Source organism: Stenotrophomonas sp. TWI819, assembly GCF_039673075.1.
Taxonomy (GTDB): Bacteria; Pseudomonadota; Gammaproteobacteria; order Xanthomonadales; family Xanthomonadaceae; genus Stenotrophomonas; species Stenotrophomonas rhizophila_B.
This window is the reverse complement of record NZ_JBDJKY010000002.1, coordinates 202339-219613: the sequence shown is the minus strand read 5'-3', so window position 1 is coordinate 219613 and position 17275 is coordinate 202339. Positions and strand designations below refer to the sequence as shown.

The 17275-nt window shown below is 61.9% G+C and carries 15 protein-coding genes; all 15 read right to left on the bottom strand.

Annotated elements, in window-relative coordinates:
- Positions 1-8: 8 nt before the first annotated feature.
- The gene (gene galE, locus ABE463_RS03615) at positions 9-1031 is read right to left on the bottom strand and encodes a UDP-glucose 4-epimerase GalE (protein ID WP_346467284.1); all 1023 of its coding nucleotides are present in this window, start codon (positions 1029-1031) and stop codon (positions 9-11) included.
- On the bottom strand, positions 1028-2470 hold the full coding sequence (locus tag ABE463_RS03610; protein ID WP_346467283.1) for a glycosyltransferase: 1443 nt from the start codon (positions 2468-2470) through the stop codon (positions 1028-1030). The genes galE and ABE463_RS03610 overlap by 4 nt, the downstream gene beginning before the upstream one ends.
- Positions 2467-3210 carry a glycosyltransferase family A protein gene (locus ABE463_RS03605; RefSeq protein ID WP_346467282.1) on the bottom strand — a complete coding sequence of 248 codons (744 nt, stop codon included), beginning with the start codon at positions 3208-3210 and terminating at the stop codon, positions 2467-2469. Before ABE463_RS03605 ends, ABE463_RS03610 begins: the two co-directional genes overlap by 4 nt.
- An 81-nt stretch (positions 3211-3291) precedes the next feature.
- Positions 3292-3981: an NAD-dependent epimerase/dehydratase family protein gene (locus tag ABE463_RS03600; RefSeq protein ID WP_346467281.1), complete on the bottom strand. Its 690-nt coding sequence runs from the start codon at positions 3979-3981 to the stop codon at positions 3292-3294.
- A complete protein-coding gene (locus tag ABE463_RS03595; protein WP_346467280.1) occupies positions 3978-5387 on the bottom strand; it encodes a glycosyltransferase in 1410 nt (469 codons plus the stop codon). The genes ABE463_RS03600 and ABE463_RS03595 overlap by 4 nt, the downstream gene beginning before the upstream one ends.
- Positions 5384-6115, bottom strand: a complete 732-nt coding sequence (locus ABE463_RS03590; protein ID WP_346467279.1) for a glycosyltransferase — start codon at positions 6113-6115, stop codon at positions 5384-5386. The genes ABE463_RS03595 and ABE463_RS03590 overlap by 4 nt, the downstream gene beginning before the upstream one ends.
- A gap of 147 nt (positions 6116-6262) precedes the next feature.
- A complete protein-coding gene (locus tag ABE463_RS03585) occupies positions 6263-8494 on the bottom strand; it encodes a hypothetical protein (protein WP_346467278.1) in 2232 nt (743 codons plus the stop codon).
- Between the two features lie 8 nt (positions 8495-8502).
- Positions 8503-10308, bottom strand: coding sequence for a class I SAM-dependent methyltransferase (locus ABE463_RS03580; protein WP_346467277.1), 1806 nt, complete (start codon positions 10306-10308; stop codon positions 8503-8505).
- Positions 10309-10325: 17 nt separating this feature from the next.
- Entirely contained in the window at positions 10326-11645 is a 1320-nt protein-coding gene (locus ABE463_RS03575) for an ABC transporter ATP-binding protein (RefSeq protein WP_346467413.1), read from the bottom strand.
- A 76-nt stretch (positions 11646-11721) separates the two neighbouring features.
- A complete protein-coding gene (locus ABE463_RS03570; protein WP_265309709.1) occupies positions 11722-12480 on the bottom strand; it encodes an ABC transporter permease in 759 nt (252 codons plus the stop codon).
- Positions 12481-12503: 23 nt separating this feature from the next.
- A complete protein-coding gene (locus tag ABE463_RS03565; RefSeq protein WP_346467276.1) occupies positions 12504-13694 on the bottom strand; it encodes a cystathionine gamma-synthase in 1191 nt (396 codons plus the stop codon).
- 119 nt (positions 13695-13813) lie between these two features.
- A complete protein-coding gene (locus ABE463_RS03560; RefSeq protein ID WP_152153085.1) occupies positions 13814-15184 on the bottom strand; it encodes a pyridoxal-phosphate dependent enzyme in 1371 nt (456 codons plus the stop codon).
- A gap of 152 nt (positions 15185-15336) precedes the next feature.
- A complete protein-coding gene (locus ABE463_RS03555) occupies positions 15337-15555 on the bottom strand; it encodes a YdcH family protein (protein WP_259261749.1) in 219 nt (72 codons plus the stop codon).
- Positions 15556-15922: 367 nt separating this feature from the next.
- The gene (locus ABE463_RS03550) at positions 15923-16804 is read right to left on the bottom strand and encodes a hypothetical protein (protein ID WP_184997363.1); all 882 of its coding nucleotides are present in this window, start codon (positions 16802-16804) and stop codon (positions 15923-15925) included.
- A gap of 14 nt (positions 16805-16818) precedes the next feature.
- A complete protein-coding gene (locus tag ABE463_RS03545) occupies positions 16819-17202 on the bottom strand; it encodes a DUF4398 domain-containing protein (RefSeq protein ID WP_183073797.1) in 384 nt (127 codons plus the stop codon).
- Positions 17203-17275 lie beyond the last annotated feature (73 nt).

Below are 17275 nucleotides of genomic sequence, written 5' to 3'. Positions count from 1 at the left end.
TGTACCGATCAGTCTTCCAGAGCACGGCACGACAAGTTGCGCTGCCAACGCCATGCGTCTTCACAGATATCCCTGAGCGAGCGGGTAGCTCGCCAATCGAGAAGCGCCTCGGCTCGGGATGGATCGGCCCAAGACTCAACGATATCTCCGGTACGGCGTTCAACGACTTCGTATGGAACAGGATGACCGACAACATCACTGAACGCCTGGATCATTTCAAGTACCGAATAGGGCCGTCCCGTGCCGAGGTTAAGGGTCAGCGACTTTCCATCATCGCCCTCCAGCACCTGCAATGCCGCCACATGGGCGACTGCCAAATCAACCACGTGAATGAAATCCCTCACCCCCGTCCCGTCAGGGGTTGGGTAGTCCGCGCCAAACACCCGGACATGCGACCTGAGGCCCGCCGCAGTCTGCGTGATGTAGGGCGCAAGATTGTTGGGAAGCCCCCTAGGTAGTTCGCCGATCAGGCCGCTCGGATGGGCGCCCACCGGATTGAAATACCTGAGAATCACAGCGATGAGTTTACTGTCCGGGGCATCCACGCAATCACGAATGACCCATTCGGAAGCGAGTTTTGTGCGCCCGTAAGGCGTCGGGGGCCGCAACGAAGCGGTCTCCGGAACAGGGCATTCTTCGGGCTCGCCATAGATAGTCGCTGTAGAGCTGAACACTAGCCTGCTGCAGCCAGCTGCGTCCATCGCTGACAGCAGCGAGAGAGTTCCTTCAACGTTGGCCCTGTAGTACTCCAGTGGCATAGAGATGCTTTCGCCAACAGATTTCAATGCGGCGAAATGGATCACGGCGTCCGGCCGGACCTCGATCAGACAATCCGTTAGCGCTGAGCTATCAAGAATATCCAGTTCGGAGAATGGCACGGGCTTGCCGACGAGTCCTGCGATACGGGCTATTACGCTGCGCTCACTGTTGCAGAAGCTATCAACAACGTGCACATCGTGTCCGCGCTCCAGCAGCTCGACAACCGTATGTGAGCCGATGTACCCGGCGCCGCCAGTGACTACGACCTTCACGTGATGCCCCCATTCTTACTGGACGGTTCCACTGCAGCTAGCTCAGCACCCTGATGCCCGCCCCGTAGGTACGGGCCGGCCGCCTCCAATTTGGAAGAGAACTCCCCCCACTGTCTGGTTCGGCGCAACATGTCCAGCTGCCTCGAGACGCGGAGCTCTCGTTCCTGCGGAGACAAGCGTAATATCTCAAGCTGCGAAACGAAGGCCGCGACGTCTTCGTAATCGGCGATGAGTGATTCGGGTTCGAGAAAGTCCACAATTCCGCCTACTGCGGGCGCACAGATTGGAAGCATGGACGATGCGACGTCGAACAGGATCGTAGGAGTTCCCTCCCATGCGCTGGTATGCAGGTAGGCGAAGTGATTTCCACTGGCTACTGTTTCAAGACGCTGGAACTCGCCGTGAAGCACAACATTCGGCAGCGTCCTGAGCCGCTCAATCGCCGCGTTGCCCCCGGACATTACCTGTGCACCGAACACGTCGAAATCAACGTGCGGCATAGCTTCTGCAATCCCGGCCAGTACATCAGGGCGCTTCTGGCGATCAAGACGACCTGCCCAGAGAACACGGCGTGCGCCATCCTCTGACCTGGCTTTTGCATTGATAGCCGGCACGTTTCCGTCGTACGGGAATGGGAGGACTGTAAAGCTTCTCTGCGGAATCCCAAGATCTTCGTTCCAGATCCTTGGATACTGCGAATTGTCACAGAAAATGGTATTGAATGCAGCGTGACAATCGCGCAGGTAGTCGCGCGCATACCCGACCGGCAACATTCTCTCGCTATAGTCATCACAGAACAGTGAGGCGAAAAGGGCCGAATGCTGCCGCAACGCCAACCCGTACTGACGCACGACCTCCCAACCCACCCGCGAGTTGACGACATGGATGACACGCGGCCGCTGCTGAACAAGCAATCGCACCAGCACTCGCGCCTGATCATCCAGGGACAGATGCCCCACGATGTTTCCAAAGGAGACGTATACGGCCGACGCGGGCAAGCGCGATGCCCATGGAGAATCCCCAGACTCAGTTCCAAGGAGGAGCACCCGATTATCTTCCTTCGACTCCAGTATTGCCTGCGCGTGGTATAGAATTCCGCGATCGGCACCGCCCTGCTTGAGCCAAGGAATCACCAGCACATGGGTGAAGCACGCATCATCCAAATGCGTGACCAGCTCTGCATAGGCCGCACCTGCGGCGGGCAGCGATGGCACAGAGTAGAACTGATAGCGGTCGAGGACGTCACCGGGAGGAACCAGGTCAGGATCCAGGTGTCCTATCTCGAAGATCTCATCCTGCAGCCATTTCGGCATGGTGGGGGTGCTGGGGACATCCAACCGGGACACCTCCCGCGCTGCCTCGGTAGAAGCAGGCAGACTGGGCATCATTGCATCAAGCGCGCGTTTGATCTGCTCCAGTACGCGATGGATGGTGCTCATGCTTCGGCCGCCGCAGAGTGTGCTTCAAAAAAGACTGTCTTTGGAATCACTGTTTTCATCGCGTGGCTGGCCTGGTTCAAGGACCCCGAAACCTTTCGCCTGTAAAAGTAGGCACTGTGCGGCGCAATTCCGTGAACAACACCGCGCGCGATGGTCTCGCAGTTCCAATACCAATCCTCATATCCGAACCCCGTGGTGCTGGGGTAGCATGCTACGTAGGGAATCTCTTCAAACACCCCCCTGGTCGAGAAAGCCGCACTGATCCATGGGTTGACGGAGAGCATTGACTTGGGATCGTAGTAAGGGCCGGCCTGATCAGGCTGCCAATTGAATGCGTTGTACATTCCAAAGCTAAGCACGAGCTCTGGATGCAGGATGAATCGTCCCTCGCGCTGAACCGCTTCTTGAAGATGGCGGGCGAAATACTCCCGCGAAATTAGGTCGTCGCCATCGAGCGTGCAGACGTAGTCTCCGGTCGCATTGGCTACGCCCACGTTACGGGCAAGCGCCAGGTCGGCGACGTTGGTCACGACCATGCATTCGGATCCGTCAAGACAAAAATGGTTCTTTACATAGCTGCTCGTTGTTTCGTCAGCATTGTCCAGCACAAGAACGAGCTGTACCTGCCAGCCAGCCTCTCGCGCCACGGCACGGGAAAGCGCGTACGAACGCAGCGCTGTATGTGCGAGCAACCCTTCCTTGTGAAAAGTGACGATTGCACTCAAATGCGGCTTTGCCATGGCGAGATCCAAAAAAGGGGTAATCAAGTCGTCCGCGGAGAGCGCGAGTACATTCGGCTTCGGGCAAGGGAGAAGCAGACACTAGGAGATCGAATAATACTTGGCAATGACCCTCCTGTAATAGTTCTCGTCAAAGCCGATTCCGATGTCCTTTGCAGCCCGGACGCAATCGTCAGCGTCAATTGTAAATGGAGCTCCCTTGTCAAGCAGACCGTAGTTGCCGGCTTTGCCTACGGACTCCTCCATGGCGTGCACGATGGAAAGCATGGGGGTCGAGATAGGAGCCGCCAGCGAGACCACCCGCGGATACTGGCCATCACTACGAATGACATGGGTGGCCAGAGCGCGGACATCATCGACGTCAATCAGATTGCGCTCTGCATTCCTCCATACCTCGAAGTACTCCCCCAGAGAGATGCGCTCGCTCAGGAAGTTGGTCAGGGTCCCTGGGTTTCCGCCATGGCCTACCACTTGGGGCAAGCGCAGAACACGTCCGCGCGGATCCTCGATGACCAATCCCTCCATCCGTCGTTTGTGGATAAGGTAAGGGCTCTCGGTCTCATTGGGGTTGCCTACAGCACAGCTGCCGAAATAGACGACCCTGCGAACATCTGACGCCAGTACAGATCGCACAAGGACCTCTTCACGCTCGAACTGCGCCGGGTCTACTTCCCTCGAATTGGATACGCCAGCGGCGAGGATGCATACGTCCCGATCATCCTGCCAGACGGGGGCGAACGCGGTAGCGACCATTCCACGGCCAATGATCATGCCTCAGCATTCCTGGCATAGCCTTCGATCGAACCAATGGCGTTCTTGAAATCCACCCAACTGCGTCCAGTTGAAAGAGCGCGATACTGGTCGGCTCTGCGGGACCTCCGCAGTTGAGGCTCGGAAACCAAGGTACGCAGGCGCTGAACATGTGCGTCCACATCATCAGGATCATCAACGAGCCAGTCTCTCTCTATCAGATCTACGACGCCCCCTACGGCAGGTGCAACGACTGGCAAGCCAGCAGCTGCGGCGTCCAGCAGAATGGTGGGCAAGCCTTCCCACGAAGACGTGAAGAGATAGGCCGCATGGTCTGATCGCACAATCTCCTCGAAACGAACGAAGGGGCCGTGCAACGTCACATTTTGCAGAGCACCCAACTGTTCCATCGCAGGATGTCGAGGTCCAAGCACAGACACGCCGTGAACATCAAACATCACGTCAGGCATCGCTTGGGCAATCGCAAGCAATACATCAGGGCGCTTCTGCCGATCGAACCGTCCTGCCCACAGGATACGCGGGGGCTCTGGGAGGTCGAAGGAATCTACCTTTTCCACGACTTCACGATCGTAAGGAAATTTCATCACGGTAAAAACGGCGCGTGGAACGCCGATCTCTCTTGACCACCGCTCTGGATAAACCGAGTTGTCGCAGAATACCTGGGCCAGATGCGGATAGCAGGAACGCAGGTACCGACGTGCGTAGCCAACAGGAACCATGTTCTGGTCGTGGTCGTCGCAGAACAGAGACGCATACAATCGGGAGCGCTGCCGCAATGCAAGACCGAACATCCTCATCGACTCCCAAGCGGTTCGCGAGTTGATGTTGTGCACGACCCATGGCTTCAACTGCACCAGCAAACGGGTCATCAGCTGCACTTGCCCCTCCATGCCCATCGAGCCCACGATCTTTCCGAATTCAACAACCTTCACACCTTTGGGCACGCGATGAGCCCAGGCGGATTCTCCTCCTTCGGTCAGCAGCACGAGGATATCGCTGGCCGGCATGGACTCGGCCCACGCATCGAGGTGATAGAGGGCACCACGATCCGCTCCACCACGCACCAGCCATGGCAGGATCATGACATGGGTGTACTGGCGCTCACCCACTTCGGAAACGAGCTGACGATAGATTTCGCCAGGCTTGGTTATGAAGGGAATGCCATAGTGCCGGTACTGGTCTGGGGCGCCGTTGTCGGACAGCAGCCCGGGCTCTACGCTTGCCAGGGCAATCATTTCCTCCTGCAACCACGCCGGGATCTCCGGCTGCCCATGCGACGTCACCGTGGCTACTCTTTCGAGCCTTCTCGAAAACCAGGCAAGGATACGTCCCAGTTCCGCGCGTGGATTACGGAACAGTTGACGAACGCTTATGCGGCGGACAAGGGCGAAGAAACGCCTGATCATCGCAGCCCTCCAAATCCAAAAAGGTCATTGGGGGGCATTACAACTCCTATGGAATTACTCACCGAATTTACGGAGCCGGATTCCTTGATTCTGTAGAAGTAAGCCGTACCAGGCACGACTCTGTGTTCAAAGCCTGCAGCAGTAGTTGCACAGCTCCAGTGCCAATCCTCGTAGCCGAAGCCAGTCTGCACAGGGAAACATGCCACGTAGGGAACATCCTTGAACACTTCGCGGCGCGCAAACACAGCACTGACCCAAGGATTCACGGAAATCAGCATATCCCTCGAGAATGGCATCGCGACTTGGTCAACCTGCCAGCTGAAGAGATTCTTGGCACCGAAGCTGATGACGATTTCAGCGTGAAGGATGACCCTTTCATCCGCGTTCCGGGCAAATTCCACATGCCTCACGAAGTAATCGCGACTTACCAAATCGTCACCGTCCAACGTGCAAACGTAGGTGCCATGAGCCTGCCCAATCCCAGCGTTCCGTGCGAGTGCGGCATCTCCCAATGAAAGCTCCAGAATGGTCTCATCACCCTGCAGATCCGGATGAACTCGGATCATGCGTGAGGTTTCGGCGTCAGCATTGTCCAGCACCAGCACCATCTCGGTGGCGATACCCGCCCGGACTGCGAGCTCCCTGGCCTGCAGGTAGCTTCTCAGCGACGCATGGGCAAGTATTCCTTCGCGGTGGAAGGTTACGACCACACTCAATTCATAATTCATCGGACCAACTTCCTACTAAGCACCCAAGCAGCTGACTTCTGTGTCATCTGCGCAGAGAAACCAAAATTTGGCTGCGCAACGCGGCACGGAACGAAGGCGCTTTCGCACTCTAGATCAATGACATCGGCCAACTTGGAGATCATCACATCATTTCCTGCCAAGCAGCGCGCTAAGAGCACGCAGTACTGTGCGAACCACCGGCTTCAAGGGCAGCCGATTGAGCGCAGTCGCGAGCCGGGACATTTCCTCTGCGACAGACTCGGCCGGAAGCCGATTCCGCGACTCCCCTGACATAATTGCACCGGTGGCTGCGCTGAGTTGCTGTGCCGCACCGATCAACTGTTGGTTGGCATTGATCAAGTGTTGATGATCGGCAAACAGTCGGTCGTACTCCGAGTGCATGGCATGCAACTGTTGAGAAAGCGCCTCCTTCTCGCGGGCCGCATGCCGATGCGCCAGTCGGAATGCGGCGCGTACCCCGTCGTTCTCGATGGCCAGTTTCCGGGCGGTGGCGTCCAACGCCTGGATCGCCTGATCACGACGGGAAAGCTCGGTGTTCAGCTGATGGTACTGACCATCCAACCAATCCTTCGCCTCCTGCAAATTCTCCTGCCAGCTCTGCCGACGCTGTTGCTCGTTGCGCGCTTCCAGCAACTGCAGGCGCAATGACCGGTTGCTCCACTGCCAGGTCAAACCCGGCCGAAGCGGCGTTTCGGCGGTCAGCCGCAACGCAGACGCCAGACAGCCCGCCTCATCCATGACCGCAGCAAACTCGGGCATGGCGAAGACTTCCGGTGCGTCGGAGTCGCCGATGACGGCCGACCAATCCGGCTGTGAAGCCAGGCGTCGGGCTTCATCCAAACCGCGCGCCCACACTTGCCGGGCCGCGGGAAGTTCGCCTCGGCCGAAATAGATCCATCCCAGGCGCACAGCGGCAGTGGTGGTTTTGGTACCCAGCAGCGGACTGAAGGCTAGGACGTCAAAGGCGAGAACCCTGGCATACAACTCGGCGGCCTGATGAAGATCACCGCCGGCCTGATGCAGGGACGCGGCGGCAAACGCCAGCGACACCTGCCACCGAAGTACGGTTGGGTTGGCAGCGGGCGCGTCAATATAAAGTCGCGCGGCAGCAAGCAGCTCGGCACGGCCAGTGCCTTCCAGCGCCACCGGGTCATAAAGAAGCACGCACACGGCGGCACCGTAGTCTGCCGAATCTACCGGAGCTTCATGCATCACCTTGCGCGCTATCGGCCGCCGCAGTGTTGCCGATTCCAACCGAAGGCCCACCGCCACGATCAGGCGCACCACGCTGGCATCGAGATAGTCGCGATGGAAGGCGATGAGGTTCGGCGCCTTCAGCGATGGGTCCTGCGCGATGCCTGGGCCGTCTACCTTTACCGCCATCAGCACAAGCGCGTCGGCTGTAGCGACGCTGTCGGAATCGATCTTGAGCTGGCCGGCGGCGTCGCGCGATACCTCGATGAACTGATCCGGGCCCGCGGGACGCGTCAGGCTCTGCCACCATGCGCGGTCAATCACCAGCCCCGATTGCTCCAGCAGCCCTAGTAGATCCCGCTGCAGCGGATTGCGGCCGGAGTCGAGCGGCACGGCAACCACCAAGCGGCCGCTTCGGACCAGAGCCGCATGCGCAGCTTGCACCTCCTGTATCCAGTCGCTGCCGTCATGAGAGAGCCGGGTTACCACGACGTCGATCCGTCTGGGGGCCGGCTGCCACTGGGTGCTGCCGAGCCACTCGACACCCGGCTCGCCCACTGGGCGGAGCTGGTCGTCGACCACCCCTAGCCAACTACAACGCGACTGTTGCAGAACAATCCGCCACAGATCTCCCTCTGCGGCATCCATAGCCAGCACGGCATCACCGGGCCGTACCAGTGCGGCCGCCAAGCCATGGTAACTGGCGCGCAGCAGCGAGGCAGGGTCGGTCACACTGACACCGGACCGTGCGAAGATCCGAACGGTTACGTCGTCCGACGCGCCCGACAAGGCGAATGGCGCCGGGTGCTGCTGCCAGCCCAGGCTGGCCGCCTGTGCGACCCACGTCTCGGCGTCCTGCACGGCGCCTGCCGGACCGACAATGACCACGGCGGCAGCGCCCGGCGCCAGGAACCTGCTGCATTCCTCGCCGCTGGCGGCCCACGCAATGACCATGTCGGCCGCTGCATCACCGGGCGTGAGCGCTTCATACCGGGACACCTCACACCCGGCCGCCAACAGCGTTGTACTCAAGTGCGCCAGCGCTTCGCCAACAAGCTGCACGCTGCTCGGACCCGTCGCGCGCAGACAATACTCGGCCAGATCAGCAGCGAGCAAGGGCGTCAGCAGCGGAGCCGAAGTGGTGGGCGGGGAAGAATCACTCATCGCTGATGTCACGCAGCGCTGTCGGAGGGCGGTGTGGGTGGCGGGCTGAGGCGCTGCACCTCGGCGGTCAACGCATGGTACTGACCGTCGAGCCACAGGCGAGCCGCTTCCAGCTCAGTGGTGTAGCGTTCCAGTTCAACAATACGCTGCATGTGCTCGTGGAACTTGCCGTCCAGCCACGCCTTGGCATCGATCAGCTGTCGCACGTCACGCGCGCCGATATTGATCTGCTCGGCACCTTCGACGGGACCGGAGACCACGGCGCGGTCATCGATATCGGCCAGCAATGCCGGCTGCACGCCCAGAACCGTAGCCAAGACGGGTGCATGCGCCCGCAACTGCAGTTGCAGCGCACCAGGACGCGTATCGTTGTCGGTGGCCAGCTGGCGGGCCGCAAGATGCAGCAGGCCAGCAGCATCGGCCTCGGTGGACAGCGTGGACAGGGCTTCGCGCGCGCTGGTCTGCACATGCTGCCAGTGGGTACCCGTGACGTCGGCGGCGCCCTCGCCGGCCGCGATGATGGCGGCTAATGCATGCGCACGTGCACGCAGCAACGGGGCGGCGGCGTTGAAGTGCGCTTCCAGATTTACCTGAACGTCGTTGCGGCGGCCCTCGGACAGGAGTGCGCGGACGCGCGCCAGCGGATTTTCTTCGGCCTGCTGCGGCGCACCGGCTTTGCGCGCCAGCACCAGCAGCCATTCACCGTCGCAGGCAGGACCCGCGACCGGGTCGATCTCCAGCATCGAGCGCACCGACAAGTGGCGCTTCTGGCCGCCACCGGCATCCTGCAGCCACGCCTTCTCGATCACAAAGCCATGGCGCTGGAACTGCGTCACGAGACGCGCCCAATCGTACACATGAAAATGGAACGGGTTGGGATCTTCGCCGGTTTCGTCGGACCAGTCGTTGGGCACGCTGGCATACACGCGGCCTCGCGGAGAAAGTACGCGATGCAGCTCGGCCAGCAGCAGATCCGGCTGAGGTAGGTGCTCCAGTGTCTCCACCGATACGGCAAAGTCGGCCGAACCATCAGCCATGTCGGACAAGTTCTGCGCATCGCCGACGACGAAGTTCATCGCGGTCGGCGAGGCCGGAGCAAAATTGAGGTTGGCGTAGTCCACCGCATATTCACTGGCATCCAGCCCCGTGAAAGAAACGGCGAGACTGTTGTGAGCCAGCTGGTAAGACCCGTAGCCAAGACCACAGGCGACATCGATGACCCGATCACCCGCTTGGATGAATTGGGCGGCTTGGGCATACCGCGTCATGTGCGCGTCGGAACGACGGCCCGGCTCGCGGGTCATGTCGGTATGCAGGTCGCGCTCTTCCTCCAGCGCTTTGAGTGGATACACCGCGAGGGCCTGCTCGGGAACGCGCTCGAAGGCGATCATCAGCAAGCCGGTCACCCGATCCAGCTCACCGTACGGGGCGACCCGCTCATTGAGCGGATGCTTGCGCCACTCGGCTTTGATGACAGCGGCCTCCCATGTGGCACGGTTGCCGGTGGCCGCCGCCTCGCCCGCAACGACGATGCACACCGGCCCCGCAACGCCAGCCAGCAGCGGTTGCAGCTGCTCGCTCGCCTGCGCGGCATTGGCCCGCTCCAGTACGACGATGGCGGCCACAGTCGTGCGACCCGCGACGTCACCTTGAACGGCCACCCCAGCTTGGCGCAGCGCACGCAACAGCGGCGGCGCGGGGTCCCCGAGCACGGCCACCGGCCCGGCGGGCAGCCAGGCCAGAAGGCGTGCCACCGCCACGCGTACGGCAGCGGGAGAAAGTGCGGAATGGGCAGCGGTCGGGTTCATATCCATTGCAGGGCTTTCCTGATTTATTCGGCGTCAACAATCGCGGCATGCATGCGCAGGTCGCAGACGCCGCCAAAGGTGTATTCCTTCTGCCGCATGCCTACCTGGAAGAAGGCTGCTTCATCACGCCAGTGCAGCATCCGTTGCGCACCGCCGAAACGCTCCACCTCTTCAGAGACCGAGGCCTGCACTTCATAGAAGTTCACGCCCAGGTCGCAGTCGAACGAGAAGCGTATCGCGAAGGGGGTGTCGGCCGCGAAAGTAGTCCCCCAGACACTGGGGGTCGCCTGGCCCAGTTCAGCCCAGCGGGTCACGTCCTGGTTCAAGGTGCCCCACGAATAGAGCTTGACGCCTTCTTTGTTGCGTAGACGGAGATTGACGTTGAGCTTGTCCATGTCACGCACTGGACGCGCGACGACTTCGATGACGACACGCTCACCCGGCAGGAAATACGCGCATTCCTCGCCTCGCTCATCGAAAATCCGGACACGCTCGACGACGCAATCGTAGTCGCCGAACGACAGCTTGTCGCTGCGTGCCCCCAGCACCGGTGATGCATCATGGGCGGGCCCTTCGGTCGGCTGCTGCGCCTCCACGACCTTCTGCGCATGCTGCAGGTGCTGCGCGCTGAGCGAAGCGTAGTAATCGCGCTCGTCATCATGCAGCTGCTTGCGATACTCCAGGACCACTTCCGAGGAAGGGCCGGCCGCGCGCACGGCACCATCGCGAAGCAGGATGGCGTGGTCGGTCAAGGTCCGGATGGACTCCTGATCATGCGACACCAGCAGCAGCGTGCACCCGTTGGCCCTGAGCGCTTCCATCTGCTGGAAGCAGCGCTTCTGGAACAACGCATCGCCCACCGCCAAGGCTTCATCGACGATCAGGATGTCCGGCTCCACCTGGGTCTGCACCGCGAATGCCAGGCGCAGCATCATTCCGCTGGAGTACGTGCGTACCGGCTGCTCGATGAAGTCCCCGATGTCGGCGAAGGCAGCGATCGCGTCGAAACGCTGCATGACCTCACGCTCGGTCAACCCGAGGATCATACCGTTGAGGATGACGTTCTCGCGGCCAGTGAAATCCGGATTGAATCCGCTGCCCAGTTCCAGCAGGGCGGCGATGCGCCCATTGACCTGCGCCTTGCCGTTTGTCGGGGCCAAGGTGCCGGCAATGATCTGCAGCAGCGTGGATTTGCCCGAGCCATTACGCCCGATGATGCCGACGGCGTCACCGCGTTTCACCTTCAGGCTTACATCCCGCAGCGCCCAGAATTCGCGCCCGCGCTGCCGGGACGACCAGTTGCTACTGCCAGGCACGAAGCGCCCAAGGCGCGGCAGCAGCATCTGCAAAAGGCGGTCGGAGGGCTTGTCGAAAATGTTGAAAACTTTGCTGACATTTTCGATATCAATGACCAGATCTTCAGACGACATCAGCGAAAGCCCTCCGGGTACGCTGGAACCACCAATAACCAAAGAAGAAAATGGCCAACGACCAAGCAACCGCCCAGCTGTACAAGCCCCAATCCGGCAGCGTGCCGGCAACGATCAGCGCGCGGGTCTGTTCCACATACACGGCCAAAGGGCTCAACCGCATCCACTTACCGATCGCATCGGGAAAGATGATCGACGGATACAGAACCGGAGTGAGGTATTGCAGGATGCGCGCCAGCAGGCCGGCCAACTGATCCACGTCGCGGAAGAACACCCCCAGCGACGCGAACAGATACGTGACGCCCATGGTCAGCGCGAGCATGGGGATGATCAAAATCGGCAACAGGATGATCTGCCAGTGCAATCCGAAGCTGCTGAAGATCAGGAACGCGACCAGTGCAATCGTTGCAACACCGGCATTGTAAAGCGACGAAAGCACCACGACCGGAGGCAGCACCTCCAGCGGGAAAACCACCTTTTTCACCAGGTTCGGGTTGCTCAGGATCGCCGTCGGCGCACGGGTGATCGACTCGGCGAAAAAGTTGTAGACGATCAAGCCGATGAACAGCAGCACGGCGTAGTCGACCTTGGTATGGACTTCGATGCCCTTCCACTTGGCGCTGAAGATCGTACTGAAGATGACCGTATAGATCGCCAGCATGATCAGCGGGACGAGCACGCCCCACAGCGCGCCCAGCAGCGAATCTTTGTACTTCTTCTTGATGTCACGGCCGGTCAGGCTCAGCATCAATTCGAGACGTCTACCCATCATCAGGCTGCTTCCGCCAACGCCCGTTCAAGATCCACCTGCAGATCCCCCAACTCCTCAACCCCCACACTCAGCCGCACCAGCGCATCACTGATCCCCAGCTTTTCCCGGCGTTCCACCGGAATCGAGGCATGCGTCATCACCGCAGGATGGTTGACCAGGCTTTCCACGCCCCCCAGCGACTCGGCCAGGGTGAACAGTTCGGTCTTCTCGCAGAAGCGCTTGGCCGCCTCGTAACCGCCCTTGAGCACGATCGAGACGATGCCGCCATAGCCATTCATCTGGCGGGTCGCCAGCTCGTGCTGCGGGTGCGAGGTCAGGCCGGGGTAGATGACCTTCTCCACCGCCGGGTGCTTTTCCAGCCACTGGGCCAGGGCCAGCGCATTGGCGCAGTGCGCCTTCATGCGCAGCGGCAGGGTCTTCAGGCCGCGCAGCGCCAGGAAGCTGTCGAACGGGCCCTGCACGGCGCCGATGGAGTTCTGCAGGAAGGCCATCTGCTCGGCCAGTTCGGCGTTGTCGCCGACCACGACCATGCCACCGACCATGTCCGAGTGCCCGTTGAGGTACTTGGTGGCCGAGTGCAGGACCAGGTCCGCGCCCTGCTCCAGCGGGCGCTGCAGCATCGGCGAGGCGAAGGTGTTGTCGACCACCACCAGCAGCTTGTGGCGCTTGGCGATCGCAGCGACCGCGGCAATGTCGACGATCTTCAGCATCGGGTTGGTCGGCGTCTCGATCCAGACCATCTTGGTCTGCGGGGTGATCGAGGCCTCGAACGCGGCCAGGTCGGTCAGGTCGACGAAGCTGAACTGCAGGCCGGCGGTGCGCTTACGCACGCGCTCGAACAGGCGGAAGGTGCCGCCGTAAATGTCGTCCATCGCCACCACGTGGCTGCCGGCGTCCAGCAGTTCCATTACGGTGGAGCTGGCGGCCATGCCCGAGGCGAACGCGTAGCCGCGGCTGCCGCCTTCCAGGGAGGCCACGCACCGCTCGTAAGCGAAGCGGGTGGGATTGTGGGTGCGCGAGTACTCGAAGCCCTGGTGCTCACCGGGGCTGGACTGGGCGTAGGTGGAGGTCGCATAGATCGGCGGCATCACCGCGCCGGTGCTCGGATCCGGCGACTGGCCGCCATGGATGGCCAGCGTGGCCAGGGCGAGCGAGCGGTCGCCGTGCCCGGAAGAAGCGTGATCGGACATGTTGTTTCCCAGCAAGAGGAGCCCCCACAGGGGCCCCCGCAAAAGGAGCGGAAGTCTATCAGCGGTGGCTTAATCGGCCGTTGACGCGGATAAACATGGGTTCATTGCGACACAGCCGCTTACTGTACCCGGCGGCGCAGGTAGTTCAGCAGGTCGATGCGGGTGATCAGGCCGAGGAAGTTGGCGCCGTCCATGACGATGGCGACCTGGCCACGGTCGAACACCGGCAGCAGGGCCTCGATCGGGGATTTCACGTCCAAGCGGTCCAGCTTGCTGACCATCGCGGTGGCGACCGGGTCGCGGAAGCGGGCTTCGTCGCCATAGACGTGCAGCAGGACGTCGCTTTCATCCACGATGCCGACCAGCTGGTCGCCGTCCATCACCGGCAGCTGCGACACGTCATACAGCTTCATGCGCTGGTAGGCGGTGGTCAGCAGATCGTTCGGGCCGATCACAACGGTGTCGCGCTGGCCGTACGGGCGCAGGATCAGGTCGCGCAGGTCGCCGGACTGCGGGCGCTCCAGGAAGCCGTTGTCCAGCATCCAGTAGTCGTTGTACATCTTGGACAGGTACTTGTTGCCGGTGTCGCAGACCAGCACCAGCACCTTCTTCGGGGTGGTCTGCTCTTTGCAGTACTTCAGCGCCGCGGCCAGCAGGGTGCCGGTGGACGAGCCGCCGAGGATGCCTTCCTTGCCCAGCAGCTCGCGCGCGGTATGGAAGCTCTCGGCATCGGTGATCGCGTAGGCCTTGGTGACGCGGCTGAAATCGGCGATCGAGGGCAGGAAGTCCTCGCCGATGCCTTCCACCAGCCAGCTGCCCGACTTGTCGTTGAGCACGCCGTCATTGATGTATTCGGCCAGGATCGAGCCGACCGGGTCGGCCAGGACCAGCTCGGTCTTCGGCGAGAGGGTGGAGAAGGCACGCGACAGGCCGGTCATGGTGCCGGAGCTGCCGCAGCCGAACACGATCGCGTCCAGGTCGCCGTCCATCTGCGCCAGGATTTCCGGGCCGGTGCCGAATTCATGGGCGGCCGGGTTGTCCGGGTTGCCGAACTGGTTGATGAAGTACGCGCCGGGAGTTTCCTCGGCCACGCGCTTGGCCATGTCCTGGTAGTACTCCGGGTGGCCCTTGGCCACGTCCGAACGGGTCAGGCGCACTTCGGCACCCATCGCCTTGAGGTTGAAGATCTTCTCGCGGCTCATCTTGTCCGGCACGACCAGGATCAGCTTGTAGCCCTTCTGCTGGGCGACCAGCGCCAGGCCCAGGCCGGTGTTGCCGGCGGTGCCCTCGACCAGGGTCGCGCCCGGCTTCAGGTCGCCACGCTGCTCGGCGGCTTCGATCATCGACAGGCCGATGCGGTCCTTGATCGATCCTCCGGGATTGGCACTCTCGAGCTTCAGGTAAAGCTCGCAGACACCGGTATCCAGGCGCTGGGCCTTGACGATCGGGGTCTGGCCAATGAGTTCGAGTACGGAGGAGTGGATTGCCATCGGTTCACATCGATTCGCGCCGCTGGGCGGCCGGACCGGTGATTATCCGACGGTTGGCGGCGAAAGTCAGGTTGCCGCGTTCATCAAGCGGCGCGGACGGCACCGGTCGACGAGGAGACCGGAACCGCCCGCGACGTACGGTGGTAAAGGGGTTAATGCATGGGGGAGGCGTACAACCGTTCCAGCTTCTGCTTGGCCAACAGCTTTTCTCGCTTCATCTGTCCCAGGGTGAGACGGTCTATAGGAAGTACGCCCAGCTCGGCATCCATGCACTTTTTGTTCAACTTCTGGTGCCGTTCGTACAACGCCTTGAATTCCGGATCACGCTGGCGCCGTGCGTCGATATCGCTCTGGGGCTGACCTTCAAACATGATGAACCTCCTATCGCTTCTGCTGAAACAAGAACGCCCCGGCCTGACGGCACGGGGCGCTGCTTGGGGCGGAGTACCGCGCATCCTTGGCCTGCGAACCCGCAGCGCCCTCCAGCACATCGCGCTGGACCTGGGACTGCGGTGATTCGTGGCGCTGGTGCATTGCCGGCCCTCCAATCGTCCGGGCTGCGGAAGGCGACCCGGACAACTGACCCTACGCTTGCTTCGGGGTCGGTTCAACCCTTTCAAACGATATCGTTGGCGCTGCCTAGGCGGGGTTCAGCCTGAACACGCAGAACAACGAAAATTAAACAAAAACAAGGATTTGCGTCACAACCCGCGGTCATGAGCACATCCTGATCAGGCATCAGGGCGCGATGATGACCTCGGCCGAACGCGCCTTGGTCGCCGCCGCCTTCTTGCCGCTGACCTGCAGCCGGCTGCTGCTCACGCCGGCCGCCACCAGGGCATCGCGCAGGGCCTCGGCACGCTGCTGGCCGACACCGGCTGCGGCGTCGTAGGCCTCGATCCGGACCCGGCCCTTCTTGCCGATGTTCAGGTACTCGGCCAAGGCCTTGGCCTGGCCCTTGGCACCGCCGGACAGGCTGCCCTTGCCGGCAGCGAAGGCGTCGCCATTGAAGGTGAACACTTCGCCGCGGCTGTCGAACCTGGAGCCCGGCAGTTTGCTGCCCGCCACCAGCTCGGCTTCCTCGCGGGCCAGCTTGGCCGCATTCTGCTGGGCCGCGCTCAGGCGCGCGGTCTGCTTGCCGGCCACGCTGGTCAGCGCGGTCTCGGCGTCTTGGCGGGCCAGGGCTTCCTGCTCAGCGGCCTGACGCAGGCGTTCGCTTTCCTCGGCCTGGATCTGGGCCTGCACGCGGAGGCGCTCGGCCTCCTGGCGGGCACGCTGGGCATCGCGGCGGCTTGCCTCGATCAGCAGCTCGCTGCGGGTGCGCTCGAGCTGGTCGACCTCACGCTGGGCCAGCGCGGCACGCACGCTGGTCTCGGCGATCTCGACCCGGCGCTCGGCCAGATAGCGGGCCTGGTCCAGATCGCGGCGCTTGGCCTTGGTCAGATCGGCCACGGCCTGCTGGGCCTGCAGGCGCTCGAAGGCGGCCAGCTGGGCCGCATCCGGATTGGCCTGGATCGCCATCAGGCGCTGGGTCAGCTGGGCCACGGCCGGGTCATCGGCGGCGTGGGCCATCAGCGGCAGGCTGAGGCTGGCGACCAGCAGCAGGCAGGGCATACGCATCTTGGTGGACATCATCAGCGGTCTTCCCCGGTGGCGAGCTGGCGCTGCAGCTGGCTGACTTCGTTGCGGCGCAGTTGCAGCTGCGCGGTGGCGGTGGCTTCCTCGCTGCGGGCGCGGGCCAGATCGGCATCGACCGTGGCGCGAACGGCCAGCATCGGCGCGTTCTTGCGCTCGCGGCGGTCACCCGCGGCGCGCTGGGCCTGCTCTAAGCCTTGGCGGGCCACGGCGATCAGATCCGGAGCGTACTGGTCGGCATCGGCCTGGGTGGCCTTGTCGACCGCTTGGCGGGCCTGCATCAGTTCCAGGGCGCCATCCTGCGCCTGTGCGGCACCAGAGAGCGCGAATGCGCACACCGTCACATACAGGGCCCGTCGTATTTGTGCGAAGCTAGGTTTCATTGGGGGTGCCGTCGCCAGAGTTGTGTGCGCGGCCATTGTCGGAAGCCTGCGGTGCGCTTGCAATGGCAAGCCG

Excerpts from the sequence above, each read along its gene's own strand:
- ABE463_RS03595 (WP_346467280.1), bottom strand. The coding sequence starts at position 5,387 with ATGATCAGGCGTTTCTTCGCCCTTGTCCGCCGCATAAGCGTTCGTCAA.
- ABE463_RS03605 (WP_346467282.1), bottom strand. The coding sequence starts at position 3,210 with ATGGCAAAGCCGCATTTGAGTGCAATCGTCACTTTTCACAAGGAAGGG.
- ABE463_RS03565 (WP_346467276.1), bottom strand. The coding sequence starts at position 13,694 with ATGTCCGATCACGCTTCTTCCGGGCACGGCGACCGCTCGCTCGCCCTG.
- ABE463_RS03545 (WP_183073797.1), bottom strand. The coding sequence starts at position 17,202 with ATGAAACCTAGCTTCGCACAAATACGACGGGCCCTGTATGTGACGGTG.
- ABE463_RS03610 (WP_346467283.1), bottom strand. The coding sequence starts at position 2,470 with ATGAGCACCATCCATCGCGTACTGGAGCAGATCAAACGCGCGCTTGAT.
- ABE463_RS03590 (WP_346467279.1), bottom strand. The coding sequence starts at position 6,115 with ATGAATTATGAATTGAGTGTGGTCGTAACCTTCCACCGCGAAGGAATA.
- ABE463_RS03575 (WP_346467413.1), bottom strand. The coding sequence starts at position 11,645 with ATGCTGCTGCCGCGCCTTGGGCGCTTCGTGCCTGGCAGTAGCAACTGG.
- ABE463_RS03560 (WP_152153085.1), bottom strand. The coding sequence starts at position 15,184 with ATGGCAATCCACTCCTCCGTACTCGAACTCATTGGCCAGACCCCGATC.
- ABE463_RS03580 (WP_346467277.1), bottom strand. The coding sequence starts at position 10,308 with ATGGATATGAACCCGACCGCTGCCCATTCCGCACTTTCTCCCGCTGCC.
- ABE463_RS03550 (WP_184997363.1), bottom strand. The coding sequence starts at position 16,804 with ATGCGTATGCCCTGCCTGCTGCTGGTCGCCAGCCTCAGCCTGCCGCTG.
- ABE463_RS03585 (WP_346467278.1), bottom strand. The coding sequence starts at position 8,494 with ATGAGTGATTCTTCCCCGCCCACCACTTCGGCTCCGCTGCTGACGCCC.
- ABE463_RS03600 (WP_346467281.1), bottom strand. The coding sequence starts at position 3,981 with ATGATCATTGGCCGTGGAATGGTCGCTACCGCGTTCGCCCCCGTCTGG.
- ABE463_RS03555 (WP_259261749.1), bottom strand. The coding sequence starts at position 15,555 with ATGTTTGAAGGTCAGCCCCAGAGCGATATCGACGCACGGCGCCAGCGT.
- ABE463_RS03570 (WP_265309709.1), bottom strand. The coding sequence starts at position 12,480 with ATGCTGAGCCTGACCGGCCGTGACATCAAGAAGAAGTACAAAGATTCG.